General features: G+C 72.4%; 18 protein-coding genes. 11 read left to right on the forward strand and 7 right to left on the reverse strand.

Annotated features, from left to right (window positions below; translation table 11 throughout):
- Positions 1–3: 3 nt before the first annotated feature.
- The 5 genes from ACGFMK_RS27600 (at position 4) to ACGFMK_RS27620 (ending at position 4,599) form a co-directional block, all read left to right on the forward strand.
- A complete protein-coding gene (locus ACGFMK_RS27600; RefSeq protein WP_392768946.1) occupies positions 4–1,425 on the forward strand; it encodes a VWA domain-containing protein in 1,422 nt (473 codons plus the stop codon).
- Positions 1,422–2,531, forward strand: a complete 1,110-nt coding sequence (locus ACGFMK_RS27605) for a hypothetical protein (protein ID WP_392768948.1) — start codon at positions 1,422–1,424, stop codon at positions 2,529–2,531. Before ACGFMK_RS27600 ends, ACGFMK_RS27605 begins: the two co-directional genes overlap by 4 nt.
- Positions 2,528–3,829, forward strand: coding sequence for an ABC transporter substrate-binding protein (locus ACGFMK_RS27610; RefSeq protein ID WP_392768950.1), 1,302 nt, complete (start codon positions 2,528–2,530; stop codon positions 3,827–3,829). The genes ACGFMK_RS27605 and ACGFMK_RS27610 overlap by 4 nt, the downstream gene beginning before the upstream one ends.
- Positions 3,830–3,839: 10 nt before the next feature.
- Entirely contained in the window at positions 3,840–4,184 is a 345-nt protein-coding gene (locus tag ACGFMK_RS27615; protein WP_392768953.1) for a CU044_2847 family protein, read from the forward strand.
- 157 nt (positions 4,185–4,341) lie between these two features.
- Complete coding sequence (locus ACGFMK_RS27620) at positions 4,342–4,599, forward strand: hypothetical protein (protein WP_392768955.1); 258 nt, start codon at positions 4,342–4,344, stop codon at positions 4,597–4,599.
- Between the two features lie 151 nt (positions 4,600–4,750).
- Here ACGFMK_RS27620 and ACGFMK_RS27625 read toward each other — a convergent pair whose 3' ends face one another.
- Together ACGFMK_RS27625 and ACGFMK_RS27630 are read right to left on the reverse strand one after the other, a co-directional pair.
- On the reverse strand, positions 4,751–5,620 hold the full coding sequence (locus ACGFMK_RS27625; RefSeq protein ID WP_392768958.1) for a hypothetical protein: 870 nt from the start codon (positions 5,618–5,620) through the stop codon (positions 4,751–4,753).
- A gap of 393 nt (positions 5,621–6,013) precedes the next feature.
- A complete protein-coding gene (locus tag ACGFMK_RS27630; RefSeq protein WP_392768961.1) occupies positions 6,014–6,907 on the reverse strand; it encodes an alpha/beta hydrolase family esterase in 894 nt (297 codons plus the stop codon).
- Positions 6,908–6,990: 83 nt separating this feature from the next.
- Here ACGFMK_RS27630 and ACGFMK_RS27635 point away from each other — a divergent pair, with 83 nt between their 5' ends.
- On the forward strand, positions 6,991–7,563 hold the full coding sequence (locus ACGFMK_RS27635; protein ID WP_392768964.1) for a TetR/AcrR family transcriptional regulator: 573 nt from the start codon (positions 6,991–6,993) through the stop codon (positions 7,561–7,563).
- A gap of 102 nt (positions 7,564–7,665) precedes the next feature.
- The gene (locus ACGFMK_RS27640) at positions 7,666–11,382 is read left to right on the forward strand and encodes a S8 family serine peptidase (protein ID WP_392768966.1); all 3,717 of its coding nucleotides are present in this window, start codon (positions 7,666–7,668) and stop codon (positions 11,380–11,382) included.
- Here the strand turns inward: ACGFMK_RS27640 and ACGFMK_RS27645 are convergent.
- The 5 genes from ACGFMK_RS27645 to ACGFMK_RS27665 all read right to left on the reverse strand — a co-directional run bounded on the left by ACGFMK_RS27645 (position 11,369) and on the right by ACGFMK_RS27665 (position 15,408).
- Entirely contained in the window at positions 11,369–12,403 is a 1,035-nt protein-coding gene (locus tag ACGFMK_RS27645) for a helix-turn-helix domain-containing protein (RefSeq protein ID WP_392768969.1), read from the reverse strand. The genes ACGFMK_RS27640 and ACGFMK_RS27645 overlap by 14 nt on opposite strands.
- Positions 12,404–12,513: 110 nt before the next feature.
- Positions 12,514–12,957 (reverse strand): hypothetical protein, encoded by a 444-nt coding sequence (locus tag ACGFMK_RS27650; RefSeq protein ID WP_392768972.1) that lies wholly within the window; start codon positions 12,955–12,957, stop codon positions 12,514–12,516.
- Between the two features lie 315 nt (positions 12,958–13,272).
- Positions 13,273–13,653 carry a MerR family transcriptional regulator gene (locus ACGFMK_RS27655; protein ID WP_392768975.1) on the reverse strand — a complete coding sequence of 127 codons (381 nt, stop codon included), beginning with the start codon at positions 13,651–13,653 and terminating at the stop codon, positions 13,273–13,275.
- A gap of 67 nt (positions 13,654–13,720) precedes the next feature.
- Positions 13,721–14,356 carry an NADPH-dependent F420 reductase gene (locus tag ACGFMK_RS27660; RefSeq protein ID WP_392768977.1) on the reverse strand — a complete coding sequence of 212 codons (636 nt, stop codon included), beginning with the start codon at positions 14,354–14,356 and terminating at the stop codon, positions 13,721–13,723.
- A complete protein-coding gene (locus ACGFMK_RS27665; protein ID WP_392768980.1) occupies positions 14,353–15,408 on the reverse strand; it encodes an LLM class flavin-dependent oxidoreductase in 1,056 nt (351 codons plus the stop codon). The genes ACGFMK_RS27660 and ACGFMK_RS27665 overlap by 4 nt, the downstream gene beginning before the upstream one ends.
- A gap of 119 nt (positions 15,409–15,527) precedes the next feature.
- Between ACGFMK_RS27665 and ACGFMK_RS27670 the strand changes: the two genes are divergently transcribed.
- The 4 genes from ACGFMK_RS27670 (at position 15,528) to ACGFMK_RS27685 (ending at position 20,474) form a co-directional block, all read left to right on the forward strand.
- Positions 15,528–15,980: a MarR family winged helix-turn-helix transcriptional regulator gene (locus ACGFMK_RS27670; protein WP_392768982.1), complete on the forward strand. Its 453-nt coding sequence runs from the start codon at positions 15,528–15,530 to the stop codon at positions 15,978–15,980.
- The gene (locus ACGFMK_RS27675) at positions 15,977–16,567 is read left to right on the forward strand and encodes a GNAT family N-acetyltransferase (RefSeq protein WP_392768985.1); all 591 of its coding nucleotides are present in this window, start codon (positions 15,977–15,979) and stop codon (positions 16,565–16,567) included. Before ACGFMK_RS27670 ends, ACGFMK_RS27675 begins: the two co-directional genes overlap by 4 nt.
- A gap of 174 nt (positions 16,568–16,741) precedes the next feature.
- Positions 16,742–19,759, forward strand: a complete 3,018-nt coding sequence (locus tag ACGFMK_RS27680) for a DEAD/DEAH box helicase (protein ID WP_392768988.1) — start codon at positions 16,742–16,744, stop codon at positions 19,757–19,759.
- Positions 19,752–20,474 (forward strand): hypothetical protein, encoded by a 723-nt coding sequence (locus ACGFMK_RS27685; protein WP_392768991.1) that lies wholly within the window; start codon positions 19,752–19,754, stop codon positions 20,472–20,474. The genes ACGFMK_RS27680 and ACGFMK_RS27685 overlap by 8 nt, the downstream gene beginning before the upstream one ends.
- The last annotated feature ends 160 nt before the right edge of the window (positions 20,475–20,634 follow it).

The raw sequence follows: 20,634 nt of genomic DNA on the forward strand, positions 1-20,634 counted from the left end.
GCGATGAGCGGGGCCGAGCTGAGCATCGAGGTGCACCAGCAGAAGTTCCTGGCCGAAGGGGACACCGCGATGCACGCGATCCTGACGGTGAGCGCGCGAGGCGGTCCCGGCCCGCGGCCGGCCACCGCCGCGGAGGTGCTGCTGGTCGACTGCTCCAGCTCGATGCGCCACCCGCACACGAAGATCGAGGAGGCCAAGCGGGCGGCCGCGGCCGCGATCGACGTCCTGCCCGACGGGGTGCTGTTCGCCGTCGTGCGGGGCACCGAGCTCGCGACGATGGTGTACCCGCACGACAACCGGCTCGTCGCGGCGTCGGCGGCGACCCGGAGCGCGGCGCGGCAGGAGGTCGCGCACCTGGCCGCGTACGGCGGAACCGCGATGGGCCGGTGGCTCGACCGCGCGAAAGAGCTGTTCGCCGGGCACACCGGCGCCGTCTGCCACGCGATCCTGCTCACCGACGGCAAGAACCAGTCGGAGACGCACGAGGCGCTGGTCGCCGTCCTCGACTCGTGTGAAGGGCTCTTCGTCTGCGACGCCCGCGGAGTGGGGGACGGCTGGGTGCCGGACGAGCTGGCCGAGATCGTGAAGGTGCTGCGGGGCGGCGCCGACTCCGTCGTCGAGGACCGGAAGCTGACCGGGGACTTCCGGGAGCTGATCGGCGCGGCGCTCACGAAGGTGCTGCCCGAGGTCCGGCTGCGGGTCGGCACGATGGGCTACAGCTCACTGCGGTTCGTCAAGCAGGTGCGTCCCCACGAGTACGACCTCACCGACCGCTGCCGCCCGGACGGCGACGGAGAGCTGGTGCTGTCGCTGGGTTCCTTCGCCGACGGGGAGTCCCGGGACTACCACGTCCGCGTCGACCTGGATCCGAAGCTGGAGCCCCGCTACGACGAAGACCGCCAGCTCGCCTGGGCCGACTTCGAGCCGGTGGCCGGCGCGCGCACGGCCGGCCCGGCCACCGTGGTCGGCCGGTGGACCCACGACCCGGTGCAGCCGACCCTCGTGCACCCGATGGTGCTGCAGTACACCGCGCAGGCGCAGCTCGCGGAGGCCCTCACCGCGGGCGGCGACGCGCTGGCCGCGAACCGGGCCGAAGACGCCGAGCGGGCGTGGGGCACCGCGGTCCGGCTCGCCACCGAGCAAGGCAACGAAGAGATCCTCGACCGGCTGCGCCGGGTGGTCGACATCGTCGACGCCGGGGCCGGGCAGGTCCGCCTGCACCCCGACGCCGGGCTCAGCGCGATCCTCAACGTGCTGATCTCCCGGGTGTCCCGGATCGGGCCGGCCACGCCGGCCCGCGAGCCGGAGCCGCAGCCGGCGGCGGACGAGCCGCCGGTCACCTGCCCGAAGTGCCACAAGCTCTCGCCCGCCGGCGCCCGGTTCTGCTCGACCTGCCAGGCCACGCTGGGCGAGGCGACGGCGTGACCGCCGAGGCACCGCCGGCACTGCGCCCGACCCGCACCCGGGCCCGGCTGTTCCGCCTGCTCGGGCTGCAGCTCGCCACGACGCTGGTGATGCTCGCGGTGTCCCTGACGGCGGTGCTCCACGTCCTCGACGCCGCCCGGACGGTCCGCGACCGCACGACCGAGGCGGTGCTGGAGGTGGCCGCGGCCCGTGCGGCGCTGAGCGAAGCCGACCAGGCCGCCATCGACGCCTTCCGCACCGGCGAGGCGAAACTGGCGGGTCCGGGGCAGGACTACGCGAACAGCCTCGCCGGCGCGAGCCAGAGCCTGGCCAAGGTGGCCGAGGCCAACCAGGCCGGGGCCCCCGGCACCGGCACCCTGCAGGTGGTGGCGGGGCTGGTCGCGGCCTACTCCGGCGCGGTCGGGCAGGCGGACGCGCACTTCCGGCAGCCCGGCAGCGAGGTGCTGGGCGTGGCCGACCTGTGGTACGCCTCGCGGCTGCTCCACGGCCCGGACGGCGTGCTCGCGCAGCTCACGACGCTGCAGGGGCTGCAGCGGGCGGCGCTCGACGACCAGCTCGAAGACGGCATGAGCCCGGGGCTGCTGCCGGTGTGGCTGCTCGCCCCGGCCGCGGCCGCCGCGGTGCTGGTGGGTACCCAGTGGTACCTGTGGCGCCGGTTCCGCCGCCGGTTCAACCTGCCGCTGCTGGGCGCGACCGCGCTGACCGTGGGGGTCGGCGTCACGCTCGCCGTCGTGCTGGGCCTGCAGCTGCGCCTCGACGACGTCCGGGCCCGGACCGACGCGGTGCTCGCCGACCGGCAGACCGGGATCGCCGCGACCGACTCCGCCGGGCAGACCGGGCTGGCGGCGCTGCTGGCCCGGCACTGCGACCAGGCGGCCGGCTGCGGCAGCACCGTCGCGGACTTCGTGGCCCAGCCCCGGTTCGCCCCGGCCGCCGTCGGCGAAGGCGCGGTCGACGCGGGCACCGAGGCCGTCACCGCCGGCGTGCGCGACGCGGCCGACTCCGGCGGGGTCGAGTACCTCGCCCCGGCGTTCTCGGTCGCCGCCCTCGGCCTCATCGCCTGGGGCATGTCCCGCCGCATCGACGAATACCGGTACCGCGCATGAGAAATCCACTGTGGACGAAACTGCCGCTGCTCGTGCTCGTCGTGCTCCTGCTCGGTTCGAGCGCCTGCGGGACCGGTGGCGCCGGCCGCGTCACCGTGCTGGCGTCGTGGACCGGCGCCGAGGAGGACGACTTCCGCACGGTGCTGCGGGCGTTCACCGCCGCGACCGGTGTCGAGGTCGACTACCAGGGCACCCGCGCGCTCGACCAGGTGCTCGCCTCCGACGTCGAGCGGGGCACCGCCCCCGACGTCGCGGTGCTGCCGAACCCGGGATCGCTGGCCACCTACGCCCGGCGGGGGAAGCTCGAGCCGTTGGACGCCCTGCTCGGCCCGCAGCCGGGATTCGGCCAGCAGTGGCTGGACCTGGAGAAGGCCGGCACCGAGCGGCAGTACGCGATCGCCGTCAAGGCCGACCTGAAGAGCGCGATCTGGTACGACGTCGGCAACCTCCGCGGCGCCCGGCCCGGCACGTGGGACGAACTGCTCGCGCTCGGCCGGCAGCTGACCGCCGAGGGCCGCACGCCGTGGTGCCTGGGCATGGGCGCGCCGCCGACCTCCGGCTGGCCCGGGACGGACTGGATCGAGGACATCCTGCTGCACTCGGCCGGTCCCGACGTCTACCGGGAGTGGGCGGCGGGCAAGCTGCCGTGGAGCTCGTCGCAGGTGAGCCAGGCCTGGACGGACTGGGGTGCGCTGGTCGCCGTGCCGGGCGCGGTGCGTGGCGGCGCGCCCGCGGCGTTGCTGACCGACTTCGGTGACGCCGGGCGTGGCCTGTTCACCCGGCCGGCCGGGTGCGTGCTGGAGCACCAGGCGTCGTTCGTCATGGGCGGCTATGCGGCCATGAAGCGCGCCGACGGCAGTGCGCCCAGGCCGGGGAGCGACTTCGCGTTCTTCCCGTTCCCCGGGCCCGCGGTGTCGGAGGTGTCCGCCGACCTCGCCGCGATGTTCCACGACACCCCGCAGGCGCGCGAGCTGATGCGGTACCTCGCCTCGGACCAGGCGCAGCGCATCTGGCCCGGCATCCACCACGGCAGCGTGTTCTCGGTCGACCGGAACGTCGGGGGCGTCTACGAGGACGTGGTGAGCCGCCAGGTCTCCTCGACGCTGACGTCGCCGCGGCAGCGGCTGTGCTTCGACGCCTCCGACCTGATGCCGGCCACGATGACCGGGGCGTTCTACCGGGCGGTGCTGGAGTACCTGGACGACCCTTCGCGGCTGGACGCGCTGCTGGCGGACCTGGACACCGTCCGCCGCAACGTACCCGCCGGCGAGTGGCTGACCGTCCCGTGTGGACAGTGAAGGAGCAGGCATGACGGAGCTGGCCCGGTTCGAACTGCAGCAGGGCGGCGAAGTGGTGGTCGAGGTCGCCGAAGGGCCGTCGACCGCCAGGGTGTCCCGCCGCGAAGACCTCGTGGTCGACGCGAAGGTGTCGTTCGAGCGAGCGCTGGGCGCGGTGAAGGACGCGGCGTCCGCCGCCCTCGGCCAGTTCCAGGCGATGACCCGCAAACCGGACGAGGTGGAGATCAAGTTCGGCATCAAGCTCTCGGCCGAGGCGGGCGCGGTGATCGCGAAAACGGGCATCGACGGGCAGTTCGAGGTGAAGCTCAAGTGGAAGCGTCCCCCGGACGAAGACGCCGAAGCCGCCGAGGGCTGAGGTCCTTCGGTTCCGCGCCGCAGAGGTGAGGCCCCTGTCATGGTCCGTCGGACGTCTCGGTGCCTTCCGCGGTGTGCTTGGTCGTCAGGTCGGCTGTGGCGAGGCGCGAACAGCGGGCACGCGGTCGCCCAGCAGGATGCCGGCTTGCCGGTCGAGGGTGCTGCGCGAGGTGCCGAAGAGGTTGCGCCAGCACCGTTCAGCTCAGCCGATCGTCCTCCGCCGGCGTGTTGAGCCGGTCGCGCAGCTCGTCGGCGGTCGGCGCACCGTCGGCGACCCGCAGGAAGTGGTCGACGCCATCCTGTTCGCCGCCGACACCCCGAACCCGCCCTTGCGGATCGCCGTCGGGGACGAGGCTCGCAGCAGCATCCGCGCCGCGTTGCGGAAACAGCTCGGCGAACTGGAGACGACAGCCTGACCACGCATTTCGCGACTGTTTCAGCGGGCACCGTCAGCCCGCACCACGCCCCGCGTGACAACCGTGGCGCTGCGGCGAAACGGTTCCGAGCCGAGTGGCCCCCGCCGGCCGGTCAAGGTCGGCGGGGGCGTCGGGTGCGCCGGTGGGGTGGTCAGCCGGTGCAGTTGGGGACGGCCGGGACGCTGCCCACGCAGTTGTCCGGGGTGTTGGCGGTGATGGGTGAAGTGGTGGTGGTCATGGTGCCGCCCTGGCGGTAGACGCCGCCGGCGGAACCGAGGAGCAGCAGTGCGTGGTTGTTCGTCACCGCGGTCTGGGTGAGGGTGGTCGCGGTGGAGCCGACCGCGGAGATGCCGCCGCCCCGGCCCGCGCTGTTGCCGGTGACGAACAGGGGACTGCCGGAGACGCCGGTGACCGTCAGGGTCCCGCGCAGGCCGTTGTAGATGGCCCCGCCGTCGCCGAGGAGGGTGGTGTTGCCCGACAACGGGCTGTTGGTGAACGTCGCGGCGGGCGCGGTGCCGGACGGGGTGTCGGCGTTGGCGAGGCCGCCGCCGTTGCCGGAGGCGGTGTTGCCGGTCAGCGTGCTCCCGGTGAGGGTGACCGCGCCGCCGTTGAGGATGCCGCCGCCGTTGCCGAGGACGTTGCCCCGGGTGAAGGAGACCCCGGTGGTGAGGGTCAGGTTGCCGGTCGGGCCGACCTCGGCGATCCGGAACAGTCCCAGGCCCAGCAGCGAGGCGTTGGTGACGGTCGCGGGGCCGATCAGCTCGATCGGGGTGGTGATCACCGGCAGCGCGTTCGCCGCGCCGCCGTGGGCGCTGGTCATGGCGTAGGTGCAGCCACCCGCCAGGACGAGGGTGTCCGCGGTGGGGGTCGAGTTGGCCAGGTTGACCGCCGCGACCAGGGCGTTTTCGCTGCAGGCCACCGGGATGGTGATGGCCTGCGCCGCCGGCGCCAGTGCGATCAGGCCGCCCGTCGCGACGGTGGCCCCGAACAGGACCCGGACAATGGTACGGATGCGTCGCATCACGATTTCTTTTCCTGGAACAGCTAGGCAATGATCCGCCGGCGCGGTGCGACGGCGATGACGAAATGCGCAGACGACGGTGCGTGAATACCGAGGAGGCAGTGGTAGCGCATTTACCACGCAAGAAGGACTCTCTGTGGCACCGAGGTCCTGGGTTGCCGTCGTCAACGTACCGTCTCGCCCAGTTGACCGATACCCCAAGCCCCCGTATGGGGGTATTCGACGTCGGCGAGACCGTGCCGGATCTTTTGCCGCGAGCAGGAAATGTGAACGCCCGGCTGATGCTCAAGATGTCGAAAAGGTCGATTATCGTCGCTTTGGGGTGTCACGCCTTTTCGGTGGTTTCTGTTCTTCCGGGCCATTCTCGACGTGATCTGCGTAGCCTGGCACGCATTAGCGCGGCTCGCGGACGGTCTGCTCCTCCTGGAGTCCGAAGAAGGTGCCGACGAGGTCGGCGGCGTCGACCTCGTGACTGGTCTTGCCGAGGATCCGGGGGTTGCCGGCCGGGCCGGGGACGGTGTGACCGCCACCGAGGATGGTGTACAGCACCACGGGCGGTTTGCCGTCCTCGCGGTACTCCGAGCGCTCGACCGTGGTGGCGGCTCCGGGCCGGGACGGGTGGCGCGTGGTGATCGGGTCGGCGGTGATGCCGTTGCGCTCGGCGAAGTACCGGGCGGTCCGGGGTGCGGACCAGCTTGTTCCGCCGACCTTGAACACCTGCCGCTGCCACCAGCTCATCGTGCCGCCGTCGTAGGAGATGATCGGGTCCTTCGTCCCGTGGATGAAGAGCATGGGCAGCGGTGCCGGCGGGGTGTCCGTGGCGAGGAAGTTCTCCGGCGCGGGCATGGTCGCGCCGATCACGGCCGCACCGGCGAGGAGCCCCGGTGTCTCGTGGGCGAGCCGCATGACCAGCTGGCCGCCGTTGGAGAAGCCGATCGCGAACACGCGCCGCGGGTCGATGCGGTTCCGGGCGGCGAGCTCGGCGATCACCGCCCGGGTGAACGCGAGATCGTCCATTCCCGCCAGCCGGGCGGGAAACCGGCTTTCCCGGCGTGCGTCGTTCCAGTTTCCCCGGTAGCCGTCCGGATAGACGACGACGGCGGTGCCGTCGGCGGCGAGCCGGTCGAAGGCCTCGCCGGTGAACGCCCGGTGCTTGTCGCCGGTCTGGCGCGATCCGTGGAAAACCAGGACGAGCGCGCGGGACGGGGTGTCCTCCGCGGGCTCGACCGTGGTGAACGTGCGGGTCGTGCCGGCTACGTCGACGCTGTCATGCGTGGTGGTGGGCATCAGGGTCCCTTTCGGCCCGATCCGGATGAGCTATCCGTTTCACCGTAGCACAGGTGGATAACTCATCCGTTTATACTGCGGGCGTGACCTCCACCCCGCTGCGCAAGGACGCCGCCCGCAACTGGGAGCGCATCGTCGAAACCGCCCGCCGCTACGTCGACGAAGGCAAGCCGCTGCAGCTCAACGACGTGGCCCGGGCGGCGTCCATCGGGGTCGCCACGGTCTACCGGCACTTCCCCACGCCGGAGGCGCTGCTGGAAACGGTCGCCGCGCCCGCGTTGGAGGCGCTGGCGGAGCACGCCGAGCAGGCACTGGCCGATCCCGACGCGTGGCCGGCGTTGCGCGGGTTCCTGGCCGCGGGGATCGAGGCGCAGCTGACCGACGCGTCCCTGCTGCCGGTGTTCGCCGCCCCGGTCGACGCGCTCACGAGCACCGCCGAGCTCAAGCGGCGGCTCACCGGCCTGTTCGGCCGATTGCTGGATCGTGCGCACGCGGCGGGCGTGGTCGATCCCGGGGTGTCCGAGAGGGACCTGATGTCCCTCATGTGCGGGGTCGCCTACGCCGTGAACGTCCAGCCCGGGCTCGGCGCCGCCGAGCGCGGCGCCACCGGCCGCCGCTACCTCGACGTCCTGCTGACCGGGCTGCGACGCTCCTGACAGCCCGGCCCGTCCGTCAGCCGTTGACGAAGATGCGACGTGTCGTGTTTCGGACGCCGCCGCCCTAGTGACGGATGACGGCACCGGCGCGAGCCTGGTGCGATGCACTGGACATCACGTGTTCTGGTCCTGACCTGCGCCGCCACCCTGGCCGCGGGCACCGCCGGAGCCGCGGACGCGGCCCCCGGCCCGCAAGCGGTACCGTCGTCCGCGGCCGTCGAACGTCATTCGGTCACCCTGCTCACCGGGGACGTCGTCCAGGTCGAACGGCAGCCTGGCGGCAAGCAGGCCGCCACCATCCAGCCCGCTCCCGGCCGGGAGAAGATCCGGTTCCACCAGCAGGAGATCGACGGCCACCTCAGCGTCTTCCCCGAGGACGTCGCACCCCGGCTGGGCTCGAAGCAGGTCGACCGGACCCTGTTCGACGTCACCGAGCTGATCGCCGAGGGATACGCCGACGAGCAGTCGAAGACGCTCCCGCTGATCCTCACCTACCGCAAGGGCGCCGATCTCCGGGCCAAGGAGGCCGCCCCGGCCGCCGCCGAGTTCGGCGCGACGCTGACCAGCGTCAATGGTCGTTCCGCGCGGGCCAGCAAGGCCAACGCCACCGCGTTCTGGACCTCGTCGGCGAGCAGCGCGATCGAGCGGATCTCCCTGGACCGCAAGGTCCGCGCCTCCCTCGACCGCAGCGTCCCGCAGATCGGCGCGCCCGAGGCGTGGGCCGCGGGCTACGACGGCACCGGCACCACGGTCGCCGTGCTCGACACCGGTTACGACCCCACCCATCCCGACCTCGCCGGTCGCGTGAGCGAGGCGGTCAACTTCACGACCAGCCCCGACACCACCGACCACTTCGGCCACGGCACGCACGTCGCCTCGACGATCGCGGGCTCCGGCGCCGCTTCGGGCGGCCGGCTCAAGGGTGCCGCGCCGGGCGCGAAACTGCTCGTCGGCAAGGTGCTCGACGACGACGGCTTCGGCTACGAGTCCTGGGTCCTCGCCGGGATGGAGTGGGCGGCGCACTCCGGCGCCAAGGCGGTCAACATGAGCCTCGGTGGCGGCCCGACCGACGGCACCGACGAGCTCAGCCTCGGGCTCGAAGCGCTCAGCGCGCAGACCGGCACGCTCTTCGTGGTGGCCGGCGGCAACGACGGCGAACTCGGCGCCTACACGATCGGCTCGCCCGGCACCGCCGAGGCCGCGCTGACCGTCGGCGCGGTCGGCCGTGACGAGAGCCTGGCGCCGTTCTCCAGCCGCGGCCCGCGCCTGGGCGACAACGCCGTCAAGCCCGACATCACCGCGCCCGGCGTCGGCATCGTCGCCGCCCGCGCCGCGGGGACTGCCATGGGCGACGTCGTCGACGACCACTACACCGCCGCTTCCGGCACCTCGATGGCCACGCCGCACGTCGCCGGCGCGGTGGCGATCCTCGCCCAGCAGCACCCCGACTGGACGGGCAGCCGACTCAAGGACGCCCTGGCCAGCACTTCCCTGACCGCCAACGGACTCTCGGTGTTCGAGCAGGGCGGCGGCCGGGTCGACGTGGCCCGCGCGGTGAAGCAGAAGGTGTTCGCCACCGGCACGCTCAACCTCGGCGCGGTCGAGGACGGCCGGGCGCCGGTGTCCAAAGTGGTCACCTACACCAACACCGGCACCACGCCGGTCTCGCTGAAGCTCGCCCTCGACGCCAAGTCCCTCGCCGGCGTCCCCGCCGCCGACGGCATCCGGATCGACAAATCCACTGTGGACTTGTCCGCCGGCGGCCAGGCGAGCGTCACGATCACCGGCGACCCGGCGAAACTGGCGGCGGGCACCTACAGCGGGCGGCTCACGGCGACGGCGGACGGCGTGGTCGTGCACACCTCGCTCGGCGCGGACAAGACCGCGCCGAAGCACAAGGTCACCCTCACCGCCCTCGACCTGCAGGGCAAGCCCACCGTCGCGCCGTGGCTGCTGATGTACGGCGAGGACTACCGCTTCGACGTCAACACCTGGCTGGGCGGCGACAGCCTGACGGTCGAACTCGGCGCGGGCGTCTACTACCTGACCGCGCAGGTGGACGGCGACGAAACCGGGCTCTCCGCCTACCAGGTCGTCCAGCCGGAGATCCGGATCACCGGTGACACGACCATCGTGCTGGACGCCCGCAAGGCGGTGAAGGTCCAGATCGAGACCCCGAAACCGTCGGAACAGGCCGGGATCTGGAGCTACTACACCTACCGGGAGCTCGGTCCGCGCAAGATCGCGAACTACGCCATGCAGTTCGACTACACCCGCGAACTCTGGGTCACCCCGACGCCGAAGGTGACGACCGGGGCCTTCGAGTTCGGCTCCCGCTGGTCGCGGATCGCGCCGCCGTTGACGGCGAACGTCCTGGGCGGCCGTGACCCGCTCACGACCCGCTACCTCGCCGGCTCGCCCAAACTGGACGGCTGGCGGCTGCTGCAGGCGGTTTCCGCAGGGCAGGGCAAACCGGCGGACTTCAAGAAGGCGAACGTGCGCGGGAAGGCCGCGATCGTCGACCCGGACCCGGCGGACTACAACCGCGACGAGGTCTCCCGGGCCGCCGCGGACGCCGGTGCGGTGATGGTCTTCATCACCGTGCCGGACGGCTGGGGCACCGCGTCGGTGCCGTCGGTCAGCGCGGCGCCGTTCCTGCCGATCCCGACCGTCCAGCTCGACCGGGACGACGGCCTCGCGCTCCTCGCCAAGATCAAGCGCTTCCCGGCTTTCCTGAGCCTGCAGGGGATCGCGGTCAGCCCGTACCTCTACGACGTGGTGCAGACCGAGCACGACCGGATCCCGGAGAAGCTCGTCCACCGGGTCACCGCGGCGAACACGGCGACCGTCACCACCCACTACCGGCAGACCGGCAGCGGCGGGGAGGCCAAGGAACAGCGGTTCGCGTGGAAGCCGTGGCAGGACTTCGCCGTCAACGAGTACCAGCGGTACGTGGCGACGCCGTCGACCCGGGAGGAGTACGTGAGTTCGGGGGACATCCTGTGGCAGCACCGGGTCAAGCACGGTCTGGTCTGGGACGAGATGTCGCCGCTCGACGGCGGTATGACCGCGGCGCCGCGCACCTATACGGGCCAGGAAAACCTCACCGAGGACTGGTTCGCGCCGGTCGTGCGGCCCGCCATCCCGCGGGGTGTGCCGGGCATGGACTCGGCCCGCGAAGGCGACAACTTCCGGATCCAGATCCCGGAGTTCGTGGACAGCCAGGCCGGGCACTACGGGTTCAACGAGGGTGACGACCAGGCCGCCCCGGCCACCACGTCGGCGAAACTGTTCCGTGACGGCAAGCTCGTGTCGGAGCAGCCTTACGCGTTCGGCACCTTCCCCGCCGGCGCGGACCCGGCGACCTACCGGCTCGACCTGTCGGTCCGGCGTGATTCGCCGGAGTGGCTGTTCGGCACCAGCACGCAGACGTCGTGGACGTTCCGCTCGGCGAGATCGGCAGGGTCGGCGGCCCCGGCGCTGCTTCCGTTGCTGCAGCTGGACTACGCGGTGGACGCCGACGCCGGCAACCGGCTCCCGGCCGGCCGACGGGCCGAGATCGGCCTGAGCGCGCGGTTCCAGGACGGGATGGCCGCGCCGGACGTGCGGTCGATGAAGGCCTGGGCGTCCTACGACGACGGCAAGACCTGGCGCGCCGTCGACGTGAAGCGCACGGGGAAGTCCTATGCGGCCACGATCGACCACCCGTCGCTCGGGGCCACGAACTCCTACGTCGCGTTGCGGGTGCAGGCCACCGACAACGCGGGCGACGTCGTCGACCAGACGGTGCTCCGGGCGTACGGGCTCAGCTCGAAATAGTCTCGCTCAAGGGCTCCGGGTGCCTTCTGCCGTCACGCGGCAGGAGGTGCCCGGGGCTCGGCTCGTCCAGCCAGCCGAGTTTGCTGGCCTGCCAGGCCAGCTGCATCCGGGTGCGGGCGTTGACCCGGCGCATCAGGTCCTGCAGGCGCCGCTGGACGGTCCGGTAGCTGACGTCGAGCTGGGTCGCTATCGACTTGTCGCTGACGCCGCCGATGAGCAGGGACAGCAGCCGCCGCTCCTCCGGGTCGAGGTGGCTCGTGGGCGCGGTGCCGCCGATCCGCAGCGGCGACGCGCGTTCCCAGTAGACCTCGAACAACGCGACCAGCGCGGACAGCAGGCTGCTTTCCCGGACGAGTGCGGCGGTGGGCTCGCCCGTGCTGTCGTGGCTGACCAGCGGGCACAGGGCCACCGAGCGGTCGGAGATGGCCAGGCGCACCGGCAGTTTCGAGATCGAGCGGGCGATCTCGCCACCCTCGATGCCCTCCAGGACGTTGACGATCCGGCCGGGTTCCTCGAGCAGGCCGGTCTCGTAGATCACGCGGTACTGCACGCCGCGGGCCTGCGCCAGCGCCTCCTCGACGTTCTCCGACGCCGCCATCGCGACGTTGCCCTCCAGGCAGAACCACAGCGACTCTTCGCGGGCGCCGCGCTGGATGGCGAGGGCCTGCCGCCGGATCGCGTCGACCCCGGTGATGACCTCGACGAGCTGCGCGGAGTCCCGCCGCCGCGCGCTGCCGCGGTACTCCTCGGCGAGCTGGGTCACCGCGGCCCTGGCGGCCTCCAGCTTCTCCTGGCCGTGCACCAGCAGCGGGCCGAGCGAGACGTCCGGTGGCGCGGACGTGTAGTGCTCGTCGATCCGGTTGACGAGCCCCTTCACCAGCAGGACCTCCAGGATCGGGTCCACCTCGGCGCGGCTCACCCCGAGCTTGCCCGCGATCTCGCCGGGCGCGGTCCGGTAGCCGCCGACGATCACGCGGTAGACCCGCTCTTCGTCGGGAGTCATGCCCAGCGCTTCCAGCACAGTGCCTCCTAGCCACGTGGCCCGTGGGGTTCCCATCGGCGCTGACGGCTTGTGAACAACGTACAACGCGGGGGCAAACGGGTGAACGGGTCGGAAGCGGCCGTGCGGTTTCACTGCCAGCCGAGCTCGGCCAGCTGTTTCGCGGCTTTGCCCACGGGCCAGAAGCTCACCTCGTCCCACCGGCCCGACGCGGTCCGGAACCCGAAGCCGCGGCTGAACGGGCCACGCACCCGGCGCAGGCCGGTAACCTCGGCGCGGGTGATCCGGATCGGCATCAGTACCTGGACGCGCAGCTCGATCTGGTTCCGGCTGACCAGCAGGCTCGCGAACGGCCACGTCACGCTGACGCCGTTGACCCAGGCCCCGCTCCGCAGGACGAGGTCGTAGTCCTCGTCCCGCAGCGCGGTGATCCGGCGCGCGTACTCCGGGGCCGCCGGCGGGACCTGGCCGAGGCCTCCGGACTTCTCCCGCCCCCGGCTCCCGACGAACACCGTCGTCACCAGGAGAGCGCAGATCGCCAGCAGGACGATCGCCGTCTCCGTGTGGTGGCTCATCGACGTTTCTCCCGCATCACCGGCGAAGTGTCCCAGCCGGGCGGCTTCAGCCGCCGATCCCGTGCGGCACAGGGACATCGACGGGTCCGGCTCGCCGGTGCGGCCGAGGGCACTCGGTGACCGTTTCGCCACGAGAATGGATCTCCGCGGCAAGTACGTCATGACGAGCACGGTGATCGAGGCACCCTGGTCCGGGAGAGCTGGGACCTGAGCCAGGAGCCGCTGCGGGTGATCGTCTTGGGTCGCTGGGCGGCGCGTGGGGCGATGCGCCGCACTCTCGACCGGATGGCCGGGCTCGTCGAATCGGACTGAGCACTACGGGCGGACTGCGGCCGCCCGGAGCGTTTCGCGGTGGGCCCGGTTCGCGGCGAGAAGACCGTCGAGTGACTCACGGGTGTCGATGAGGTCGGCGATGTGCCGGGTCAGCCGGTCGCGTTCCTGCTGCATCCGCTCGAAGGCGGCGTCCGAGTTGCCTTCGCTGGGGGATTCCACGCAGGGAAGCAGTTCGGCGATCGTGCGGCTGGACAGCCCGGCGTCGAACAGCCGCTGGATGAAGGCCACCCGCTCGACTTCGCCGTCCGTGTAGTGCCGTTGCCCGCCGGCGCTGCGGGTGCTGGTGAGCAGGCCCTGTTGTTCGTAGTAGCGCAGGGATCGCACGCTCACCCCGGCCCGTGCCGCCAGTTCGCCGATCCGCACGACGTCCTCCCGGTGGTGACCCTGACGTGGATGTCAGATCCTAGCGCGATGGCCGGAATCCGGACCTTCATGTCTCCGCTCCTTGGCCGATCATCATGCGCAGGTCGTCGGCCCCGACGTGGGCACCGAAGGGTTCTTGTCCGGGTTCGAGCCGGACGCCGTCGGCGAGTGAGCCGGCGAGGACCGGGTCGAAGCCGAACGAGTCGACCAGCCGCGCGACGGCCGCGAGGTCGGCGGGATCGTCGCCGGCGATGGCGATCGCCTTGCGGCCGTCGGCGCCGCTTGGCTGCGCTTCGGCTTCCAGGTCGTGGTAACCCATGTGGTTGAACGCCTTGACGACCCGGGACGCGGGCAGGAACGCCTGCACGATCTCGCTGGTCGAGCTGCGGAGGTCGGCGCGGATCCCGTCCGTCTCCCACCAGTAGTTCATCGCGTCGATCACCAGCTTGCCCGCGAGCGCCTCGGCGGGAAGGGCGGTGTGCTTGCCGAGCGGCAGGGCCAGGATCACCACGGACGATCGCGCGGCCAGGTCGGCCGTGGTGGTGGCCACGGCGCCCGGCGTCAGCACCTCGACCGTGAGCGCGATCTTGGCCGGGTCACCGGATCCGGAGATCAGCACCTCGTAGCCGGCGTCGAGGGCCAGCCGGGCGAGCACGGTGCCGACCTTGCCGGCGCCGACGATGCCGACGCGAACCTGGCTCATGCCGACACCTTCTCCTCGGCGAGCAGGGCGCGCACCCGGGGGATGACCTCGGTGCCGTAGAGCTCGACCGCGTGCAGCCGGGCCGACGCCGGGAGGCTGCCGACGGTGTAGATGAGGTCGAAGCGGCCGACGCCGAGAGTCCGCACGGCGTCCGCGATCTTGCGCGCCACGGTGCCGGGGGAGCCGATGTACAGCGACCCCTCGGCGACCTCGGCCTCGTACTGCCCCCGGCCGATCGGCGGCCAGCCGCGCAGGGCGCCGATGCGGTCGTGCATGACGCGGTAGCGCGGCCAGAACGTTTCCACGGCCTCCTCGTCGGTGTCGGCGACGAAGCCGGGGGAGTGCATCCCCACCGGGTGCGGCGTCGTGCCGAACTGCGCGGCGGCCCGGCGGTAGAGGTCGACGTAGGAGGCGAACCGCGCGGGCGCTCCGCCGATGATGGCGAGCATGAGGGGGAGGCCGTAGCGGGCGGTGCGGATGACCGACTGGGGCGAGCCGCCCACGCCGACCCAGGTGTCGAGCCGTCCGGAATCGGTCTTGGGGAACACGTCCGCGTTCTCGAGCGCGGCACGGGTGGTGCCCTCCCACGTGACGGGCTTCTCCTCCAGGAGCCGGGCGAAGAGGTCGATCTTCTCCTCGAACAGCACCTCGTAGTCCTTGAGGTCGTAGCCGAACAGCGGGAACGACTCCGTGAAGGAACCCCGGCCGAGGATCACCTGGGCACGTCCGCGGGACAGGGCGTCGACGGTCGCGAACCGCTGGAAGACGCGCACCGGGTCGTCCGACGACAGCACCGTGACCCCGGACGCGAGCTTGATCCGTTCGGTGCGGGTCGCGATGCCGGCCAGGACGGTCTCCGGCGTGGAGATGGCGTACTCCGGCCGGTGGTGCTCGCCCAGGGCGATGACGTCCACGCCCAGTTCGTCGGCGAGGACCGCCTCGGTGACGACCTGGCGGATCGCGTCGCCGTGCGAGAGCAGCCGGCCGGCGTCGTCCTCCGGGACGTCGCCGAAGGTGTCGAGCCCGAAGACGAGGGGTGCCGGCGTGGTCATGGTGGGTCCGCCCTTCTGGTGCTGGCCGCTGACAGCGAGTAGAACAACATGACTGCGCATGTATTCCCCTGGGCATATCCTGGCGCCGAGCGCGGAGCAGGAGGAGGTCGGACAAGTCGATGGCGGGCGTCTTCCGGTTGGCGAACGAGGCGTGGGAAGCCCTCTTCCGGGCGCAGGCGACGCTGGCCCGCGAGTTCGAGCAGGCCGGCGCGTGGGGCGGCTTCGCGCCGAGCGAGTACGGCGTGCTCTACGCGCTGGCCGGGCACGACGAGGGCCTGCGGATCACCGAACTCATGGACGACGTCCTGCTCACGCAGGCCGGGGTGTCCCGGCTCGTGGCCCGGCTGGAGCGGCGCGGGCTGGTCGAGCGCCGGGCCGATCCCCGGGACGGCCGGGCGTCCCGGATCGTGCTGACCGCGGAGGGGCGGTCGGTCCAGGTCCGCCTCGGCCGCGCGCACGCGCGGCACGTGGCCACCGCCATGACCCGCACGCTGAGCGCCGCGCAGCTGCGGGCCCTGCGCGACCTGAGCCTCGCGCTGGTGGCAGAACCCACGGAAGGGCGGGACCGGTGACCGTCGTGGAGCCTTGGGAGGTCCGTCCCGCGTCGCGGTTCGAAGACGTCGCGGCGCTGCTCAACCCCAGCGGGAACCCGCGTGCCTGCTGGTGTCTGGCCTACCGGATCACCTCGGCCGAGTACAGCGCCTTGCGGGGTGAGCGGCGGGCCTCGCGGGTCCGGGAGCTGTGCGCCGGCTCGCCCGCTCCGGGGGTCGTGGCCTACGAGGGTGCCACGCCGGTCGGCTGGTGCGGGGTCTCGCCACGCTCGCGGATGGAGCGGCTGGTGCGGTCGCGGACCATCCCGGCGCTCGACGACCGTCCGGTGTGGAGCGTCGTGTGTTTCGTGGTGCGGGCGCCGTTCCGGCGGCGAGGCGTGTCCCGGGCGTTGCTGGACGGCGCCGTCGAGTACGCCCGCGAGTGCGGCGCGCCGGCGGTGGAGGGCTACCCGGTCGACACCGAGGGCGCGCGGATCAGCTCGAGCGCCGCGCACGTGGGCACGACGACGTTGTTCGAGGCGGCGGGGTTCGAGCGCGTCGGGCCGACGCAGGCGCGCGCCGACCGCCGGATCCGCTGGCACATGCGGTTCGAACTGCCCGGCCGCTGAGCCGCGCGGGCCGGCGCGATCCACGCCCACACCGCGGACCGGGCGAAGCTCTGGCCGGCCGGCTGGACCGTAGCCAGGCCGGGCCGGGAGCCCTCCCGGGAACCGCGGGCGAGCGCCACGTCCGCCGTGCGACGATCTGCGGGGAAGCCGGACCGGACGAAGGAGCTCCAGACCTTGCCCTTGGTGCACGCTCTGTGGTCTCCGGGCCGGGGTCTGCTGCTGTGGGCGGAGCACGACCGGGGCCCGGCCGGCACGTCGAGCCGCTCGGCGCAGATCGCGCTGCCGCATCCGTTCGCGGTCTCCAGCGCGCAGCTGACCGCGCTGCACCCCGGCAAGCCCACGTCGGCGACGCTGCTGCTGCCGTCGCGGGCGAACCGGCCGCTCTCCGCCGCCGAGCTGCCGCCGAGCCGGCGTGGCCCGGCGCCGACGTTGCGGCCGTGGTCGGTGCCGGCGTTGATCGTGGACGCGACCGAGCTGGACGACCTCGACGACGCGGCCTCGTACGGCGCCTCGGTCACCTACCTGCGGGCGGTGGCCCGCCTGGCCGCGGACCTCGTGCGGCGCGGGCGGGTGCTGCCGACGCTGGTCCGCCAGGGCGACGCGGCGGAGGCGCGGTGGCGCCCGGTGCTGCAGGGCGTGGACTTCGTCGCGTTCGACGCGCTGGTCAAGGCCATGCCGCCGGTCGGGCGGGCCGAGCAGGTCGCGCCGCTCACCGGGGCCTCGCCGCGCGCGCTCGTCACCGACGCCCTCCACACCCTGGTCGACGCGGCGGCCCGGGACCGGCTGGCGCGGGCGGATCCGCCCGTCGACCTGCGCGGGGGCCGGGGCGCGGTCGGCGTGTGGCTGTCCGCGTTGCGGGGCGGCGCCGCCCGCGTCGAGCTGCCGCTCGGTGAGCTCGGTGTCCTGGCCGAGGCCGTCGCGCAGTGGGACGAGGTCGCCGACACCGACGTCGTCGACGGCCGGGCGTGTTTCCGGCTGGCCGAGGTCGGCACGCTGCGTGATCCCGCCGCGGCCGATCCCGACGACCAGACCGGCGACGGCACCAAGTGGCAGCTGCAGTTCCTCCTGCGCGCGACGGCCGATCCGAGCCTGCTGCTCTCGGCCGGGCAGATCTGGTCGGGCGAGGCGAACGGGCTGGTCCGCGACCCGAGGGGGTTGTTCGTCGCCGAGCTGGGCCGGGCCGCGCTGCTGGAACCGATGCTGGCGCCGGCGTTGCGCCGGACCCAGCCGTCCGAGCACGACCTGACCGTCGAGGAGGCCGAACAGTTCCTCACCTCCGGTGCGACCCGGCTGCTCGAGGCCGGGTTCGAAGTGCAGCTTCCGGCCACCTGGGACGGCCGGCGACGGCTCGGGCTGCGGCTGTCGGTCCGCAGCACGCCGTCGGAGCAGGTCGTCACCCGCAGCCGGGTGGGCCGCGACGAACTGGCCGCGTTCCGCTGGTCGATCGCGGTGGGCGACACCGAAATCGGCGAGGAGGAGCTGGCGAAGCTCGTCGCGGCGAAGACACCGCTGGTGCGGCTGCGGGGCCGGTGGATCAGCGTCGACGCCGACCGGCTCCGCGCCGGGCTCGAGTTCCTGCGCCGCGACCCGCACCGGCACACCCGGCCTCCGACCGCGGCCGAGCTGCTGGAGCTGGTCCACCTCGCGCGGGAGGCGCCGCTCCCGGTCACCGGCGTCAGCGCCGACGGCTGGGTCGGCGACGTCCTGGCCGAGCGGGTCCACCAGGGTTTGCGGCCGGTCGCGCTGCCGCCGTCGTTCCGGGCCACGCTGCGCCCCTACCAGCAGCGGGGTGTCGCCTGGCTGGCCTTCATGGCGGCGCTGGGGCTCGGGGCGTGCCTGGCCGACGACATGGGCCTCGGCAAGACCGTCCAGACGCTGGCGCTCGAGGCGCTCGAGCGGGCCGAGGACGATCACCGGCCGACGCTGGTGCTGTGCCCGGTGTCGCTGGTCGGCATGTGGCAGCGGGAGGCGGCGAACTTCGCGCCGGGCCTGCGTGTCCTCGCCCACCACGGCAGCGCCCGCGCGCACGGGGACGCGCTCGCCGAGCAGGTCGCCGCGGCCGACCTCGTCGTCACGACCTACGCCACCGCCGCCCGTGACGCCGGCGAGCTCGAGACGGTCACCTGGCGGCGCCTGGTGCTCGACGAAGCGCACGCCATCAAGAACGCCGACACCGCGACGGCCAAGGCGGTGCGGCGGTTCACCGCCGGGCACCGGCTCGCGCTGACCGGCACCCCGGTGGAGAACCGGCTGGCCGACCTGTGGTCGGTGCTGGACCTGCTCAACCCCGGGCTGCTCGGCAGCCGGTTCGAGTTCCGGCAGCGGTTCGCGGCGCCGATCGAACGCCGGGGCGACACCGCCGTGGCCGCCGGCCTGCGCCGGCTCACGCAGCCGTACCTGCTGCGCCGGGTGAAGACGGACCCCGCGATCGTCCCCGAGCTCCCGGAGAAGATCGAAATCCGGCAGGAGTACCGGCTCACCCGCGAACAGGGCACGCTGTACCGCGCGATCGTCGACGAGATGATGAAGAAGATCGAGAACAGCCAGGGCATCAAGCGCCGTGGCAACATCCTCGCCGCGATCACGAAACTCAAGCAGGTCTGCAACCACCCCGCGCACCTGCTGCACGACGGCTCGCCGATCGGGCACCGCTCCGGCAAGGTCACCCGCCTCGAAGAGCTCCTCGCGGAAATCCTGGCGTCGGGCGATCGGGTGCTGTGCTTCACGCAGTACACCGAATTCGGCCACCTGCTCGTGCCCCACCTGACGGACCGGCTCGGCGCCGAAGTCGCGTTCCTGCACGGCGGCCTGGCCAAAGGGGCGCGAGACGCGATCGTGGACCGCTTCCAGGCCGGCGACGGGCCGCGGATCCTCCTGCTCTCGCTCAAGGCGGGCGGCTCCGGGCTCACGCTGACCGCCGCCAGCCAGGTCCTGCACCTGGACCGCTGGTGGAACCCGGCCGTGGAGAACCAGGCCACCGACCGGGCGTTCCGGATCGGGCAGGGGCGCACCGTCCAGGTCCGGAAGTTCGTCTGCCCGGGCACCATCGAGGACCGCATCGACACCCTGATCACCCGGAAACGCGCGCTCGCGGGCATGGTCGTCGGCGAGGGCGAAAGCGGGCTCACCGAACTGTCCGCGGACGCGCTGCGCGGGGTCCTGGCCCTGGGAGAGGAGGCGATCGATGACTGAGCCGCTCCCGTGGTGGGCGACCCGGTTCGTCCGGGCGCTGACGGCGGTCGGCGTTCTCTTGCCCGCGCACGGCCGGGGGAGCGTCGTGTCGTTGGAGGTCGGTGCCGGGCGTGTCGACGCCGAGGTGCAGGACGGCCGCCCGTACCAGGTGCGGATCGGGCTGACGGCGTTCGGGAAGGCGGACTGGGCGGTGATCACCCAGGCGCTCGCCGCGAAAGCGTCGTTGACGGTCCAGCTGCTCCGGGGCGAACTGCCCCGTGACGTCGAACAGATCTTCAAGGCGGTCCGGCTGCCGTTGTTCCCGTCGTCGGCGCGGGAGGTGTCGCTGGACTGCACCTGCCCGGACGCCGAGGTGCCGTGCGGGCACCTGAACGCCGTGTTCTCCGCGCTGGTGGCGCGGGTCGGCGACGACCCGTTCACCGTCCTCGCGCTGCGCGGCCGGGACCGCGAAGCGCTGCTGGAGGAGCTGAAGAACCGGCTGATCTCCGCCGAGCCGCTCGATCCCGAGTTCCCGCCCTTGACCGAAGTCATGGACGCCTTCTTCGTCAGCGGCCCGGCTCCGGGCCTGGGCGGCGCGCCGCAGTTGCACGGCTCGTCGTCCGGCGCGCTCCTGGACCAGGCGCCGCCGTTCGCGATCACGGCGGGCGGTGAGGACGTCACCGAATTGCTGCGGCCGGTGTATCGGGCGCTTTCCGGAGAGCTGCCGCCGGAGTAGCGCGGGAATCGCGCACCGGACAGGAATTGTCAAGCAGGACAAGGATTGTCAACCCGAAAGGCGTCGACGTAAGGGAGCCGACGTGAATCGGCCATCTGGTGTTCGTGTCGGCTCAAGCAGGCGGGAATAGCGTCCGGGCCGTTGCAGGATTCTCCCGGAA

It is taken from the genome of Amycolatopsis sp. NPDC049252 (genome assembly GCF_043197175.1).
Classification (GTDB): Bacteria; Actinomycetota; Actinomycetes; order Mycobacteriales; family Pseudonocardiaceae; genus Amycolatopsis.

What these genes read in the sequence shown, in the direction of transcription:
- ACGFMK_RS27630 (WP_392768961.1), bottom strand. Translation starts at nt 6,907, where the DNA reads ATGCCCACCACCACGCATGACAGCGTCGACGTAGCCGGCACGACCCGC.
- ACGFMK_RS27625 (WP_392768958.1), bottom strand. Translation starts at nt 5,620, where the DNA reads ATGCGACGCATCCGTACCATTGTCCGGGTCCTGTTCGGGGCCACCGTC.
- ACGFMK_RS27650 (WP_392768972.1), bottom strand. Translation starts at nt 12,957, where the DNA reads ATGAGCCACCACACGGAGACGGCGATCGTCCTGCTGGCGATCTGCGCT.
- ACGFMK_RS27685 (WP_392768991.1), top strand. Translation starts at nt 19,752, where the DNA reads ATGACTGAGCCGCTCCCGTGGTGGGCGACCCGGTTCGTCCGGGCGCTG.
- ACGFMK_RS27660 (WP_392768977.1), bottom strand. Translation starts at nt 14,356, where the DNA reads ATGAGCCAGGTTCGCGTCGGCATCGTCGGCGCCGGCAAGGTCGGCACC.
- ACGFMK_RS27610 (WP_392768950.1), top strand. Translation starts at nt 2,528, where the DNA reads ATGAGAAATCCACTGTGGACGAAACTGCCGCTGCTCGTGCTCGTCGTG.
- ACGFMK_RS27665 (WP_392768980.1), bottom strand. Translation starts at nt 15,408, where the DNA reads ATGACCACGCCGGCACCCCTCGTCTTCGGGCTCGACACCTTCGGCGAC.
- ACGFMK_RS27670 (WP_392768982.1), top strand. Translation starts at nt 15,528, where the DNA reads ATGGCGGGCGTCTTCCGGTTGGCGAACGAGGCGTGGGAAGCCCTCTTC.
- ACGFMK_RS27615 (WP_392768953.1), top strand. Translation starts at nt 3,840, where the DNA reads ATGACGGAGCTGGCCCGGTTCGAACTGCAGCAGGGCGGCGAAGTGGTG.
- ACGFMK_RS27600 (WP_392768946.1), top strand. Translation starts at nt 4, where the DNA reads ATGAGCGGGGCCGAGCTGAGCATCGAGGTGCACCAGCAGAAGTTCCTG.
- ACGFMK_RS27640 (WP_392768966.1), top strand. Translation starts at nt 7,666, where the DNA reads ATGCACTGGACATCACGTGTTCTGGTCCTGACCTGCGCCGCCACCCTG.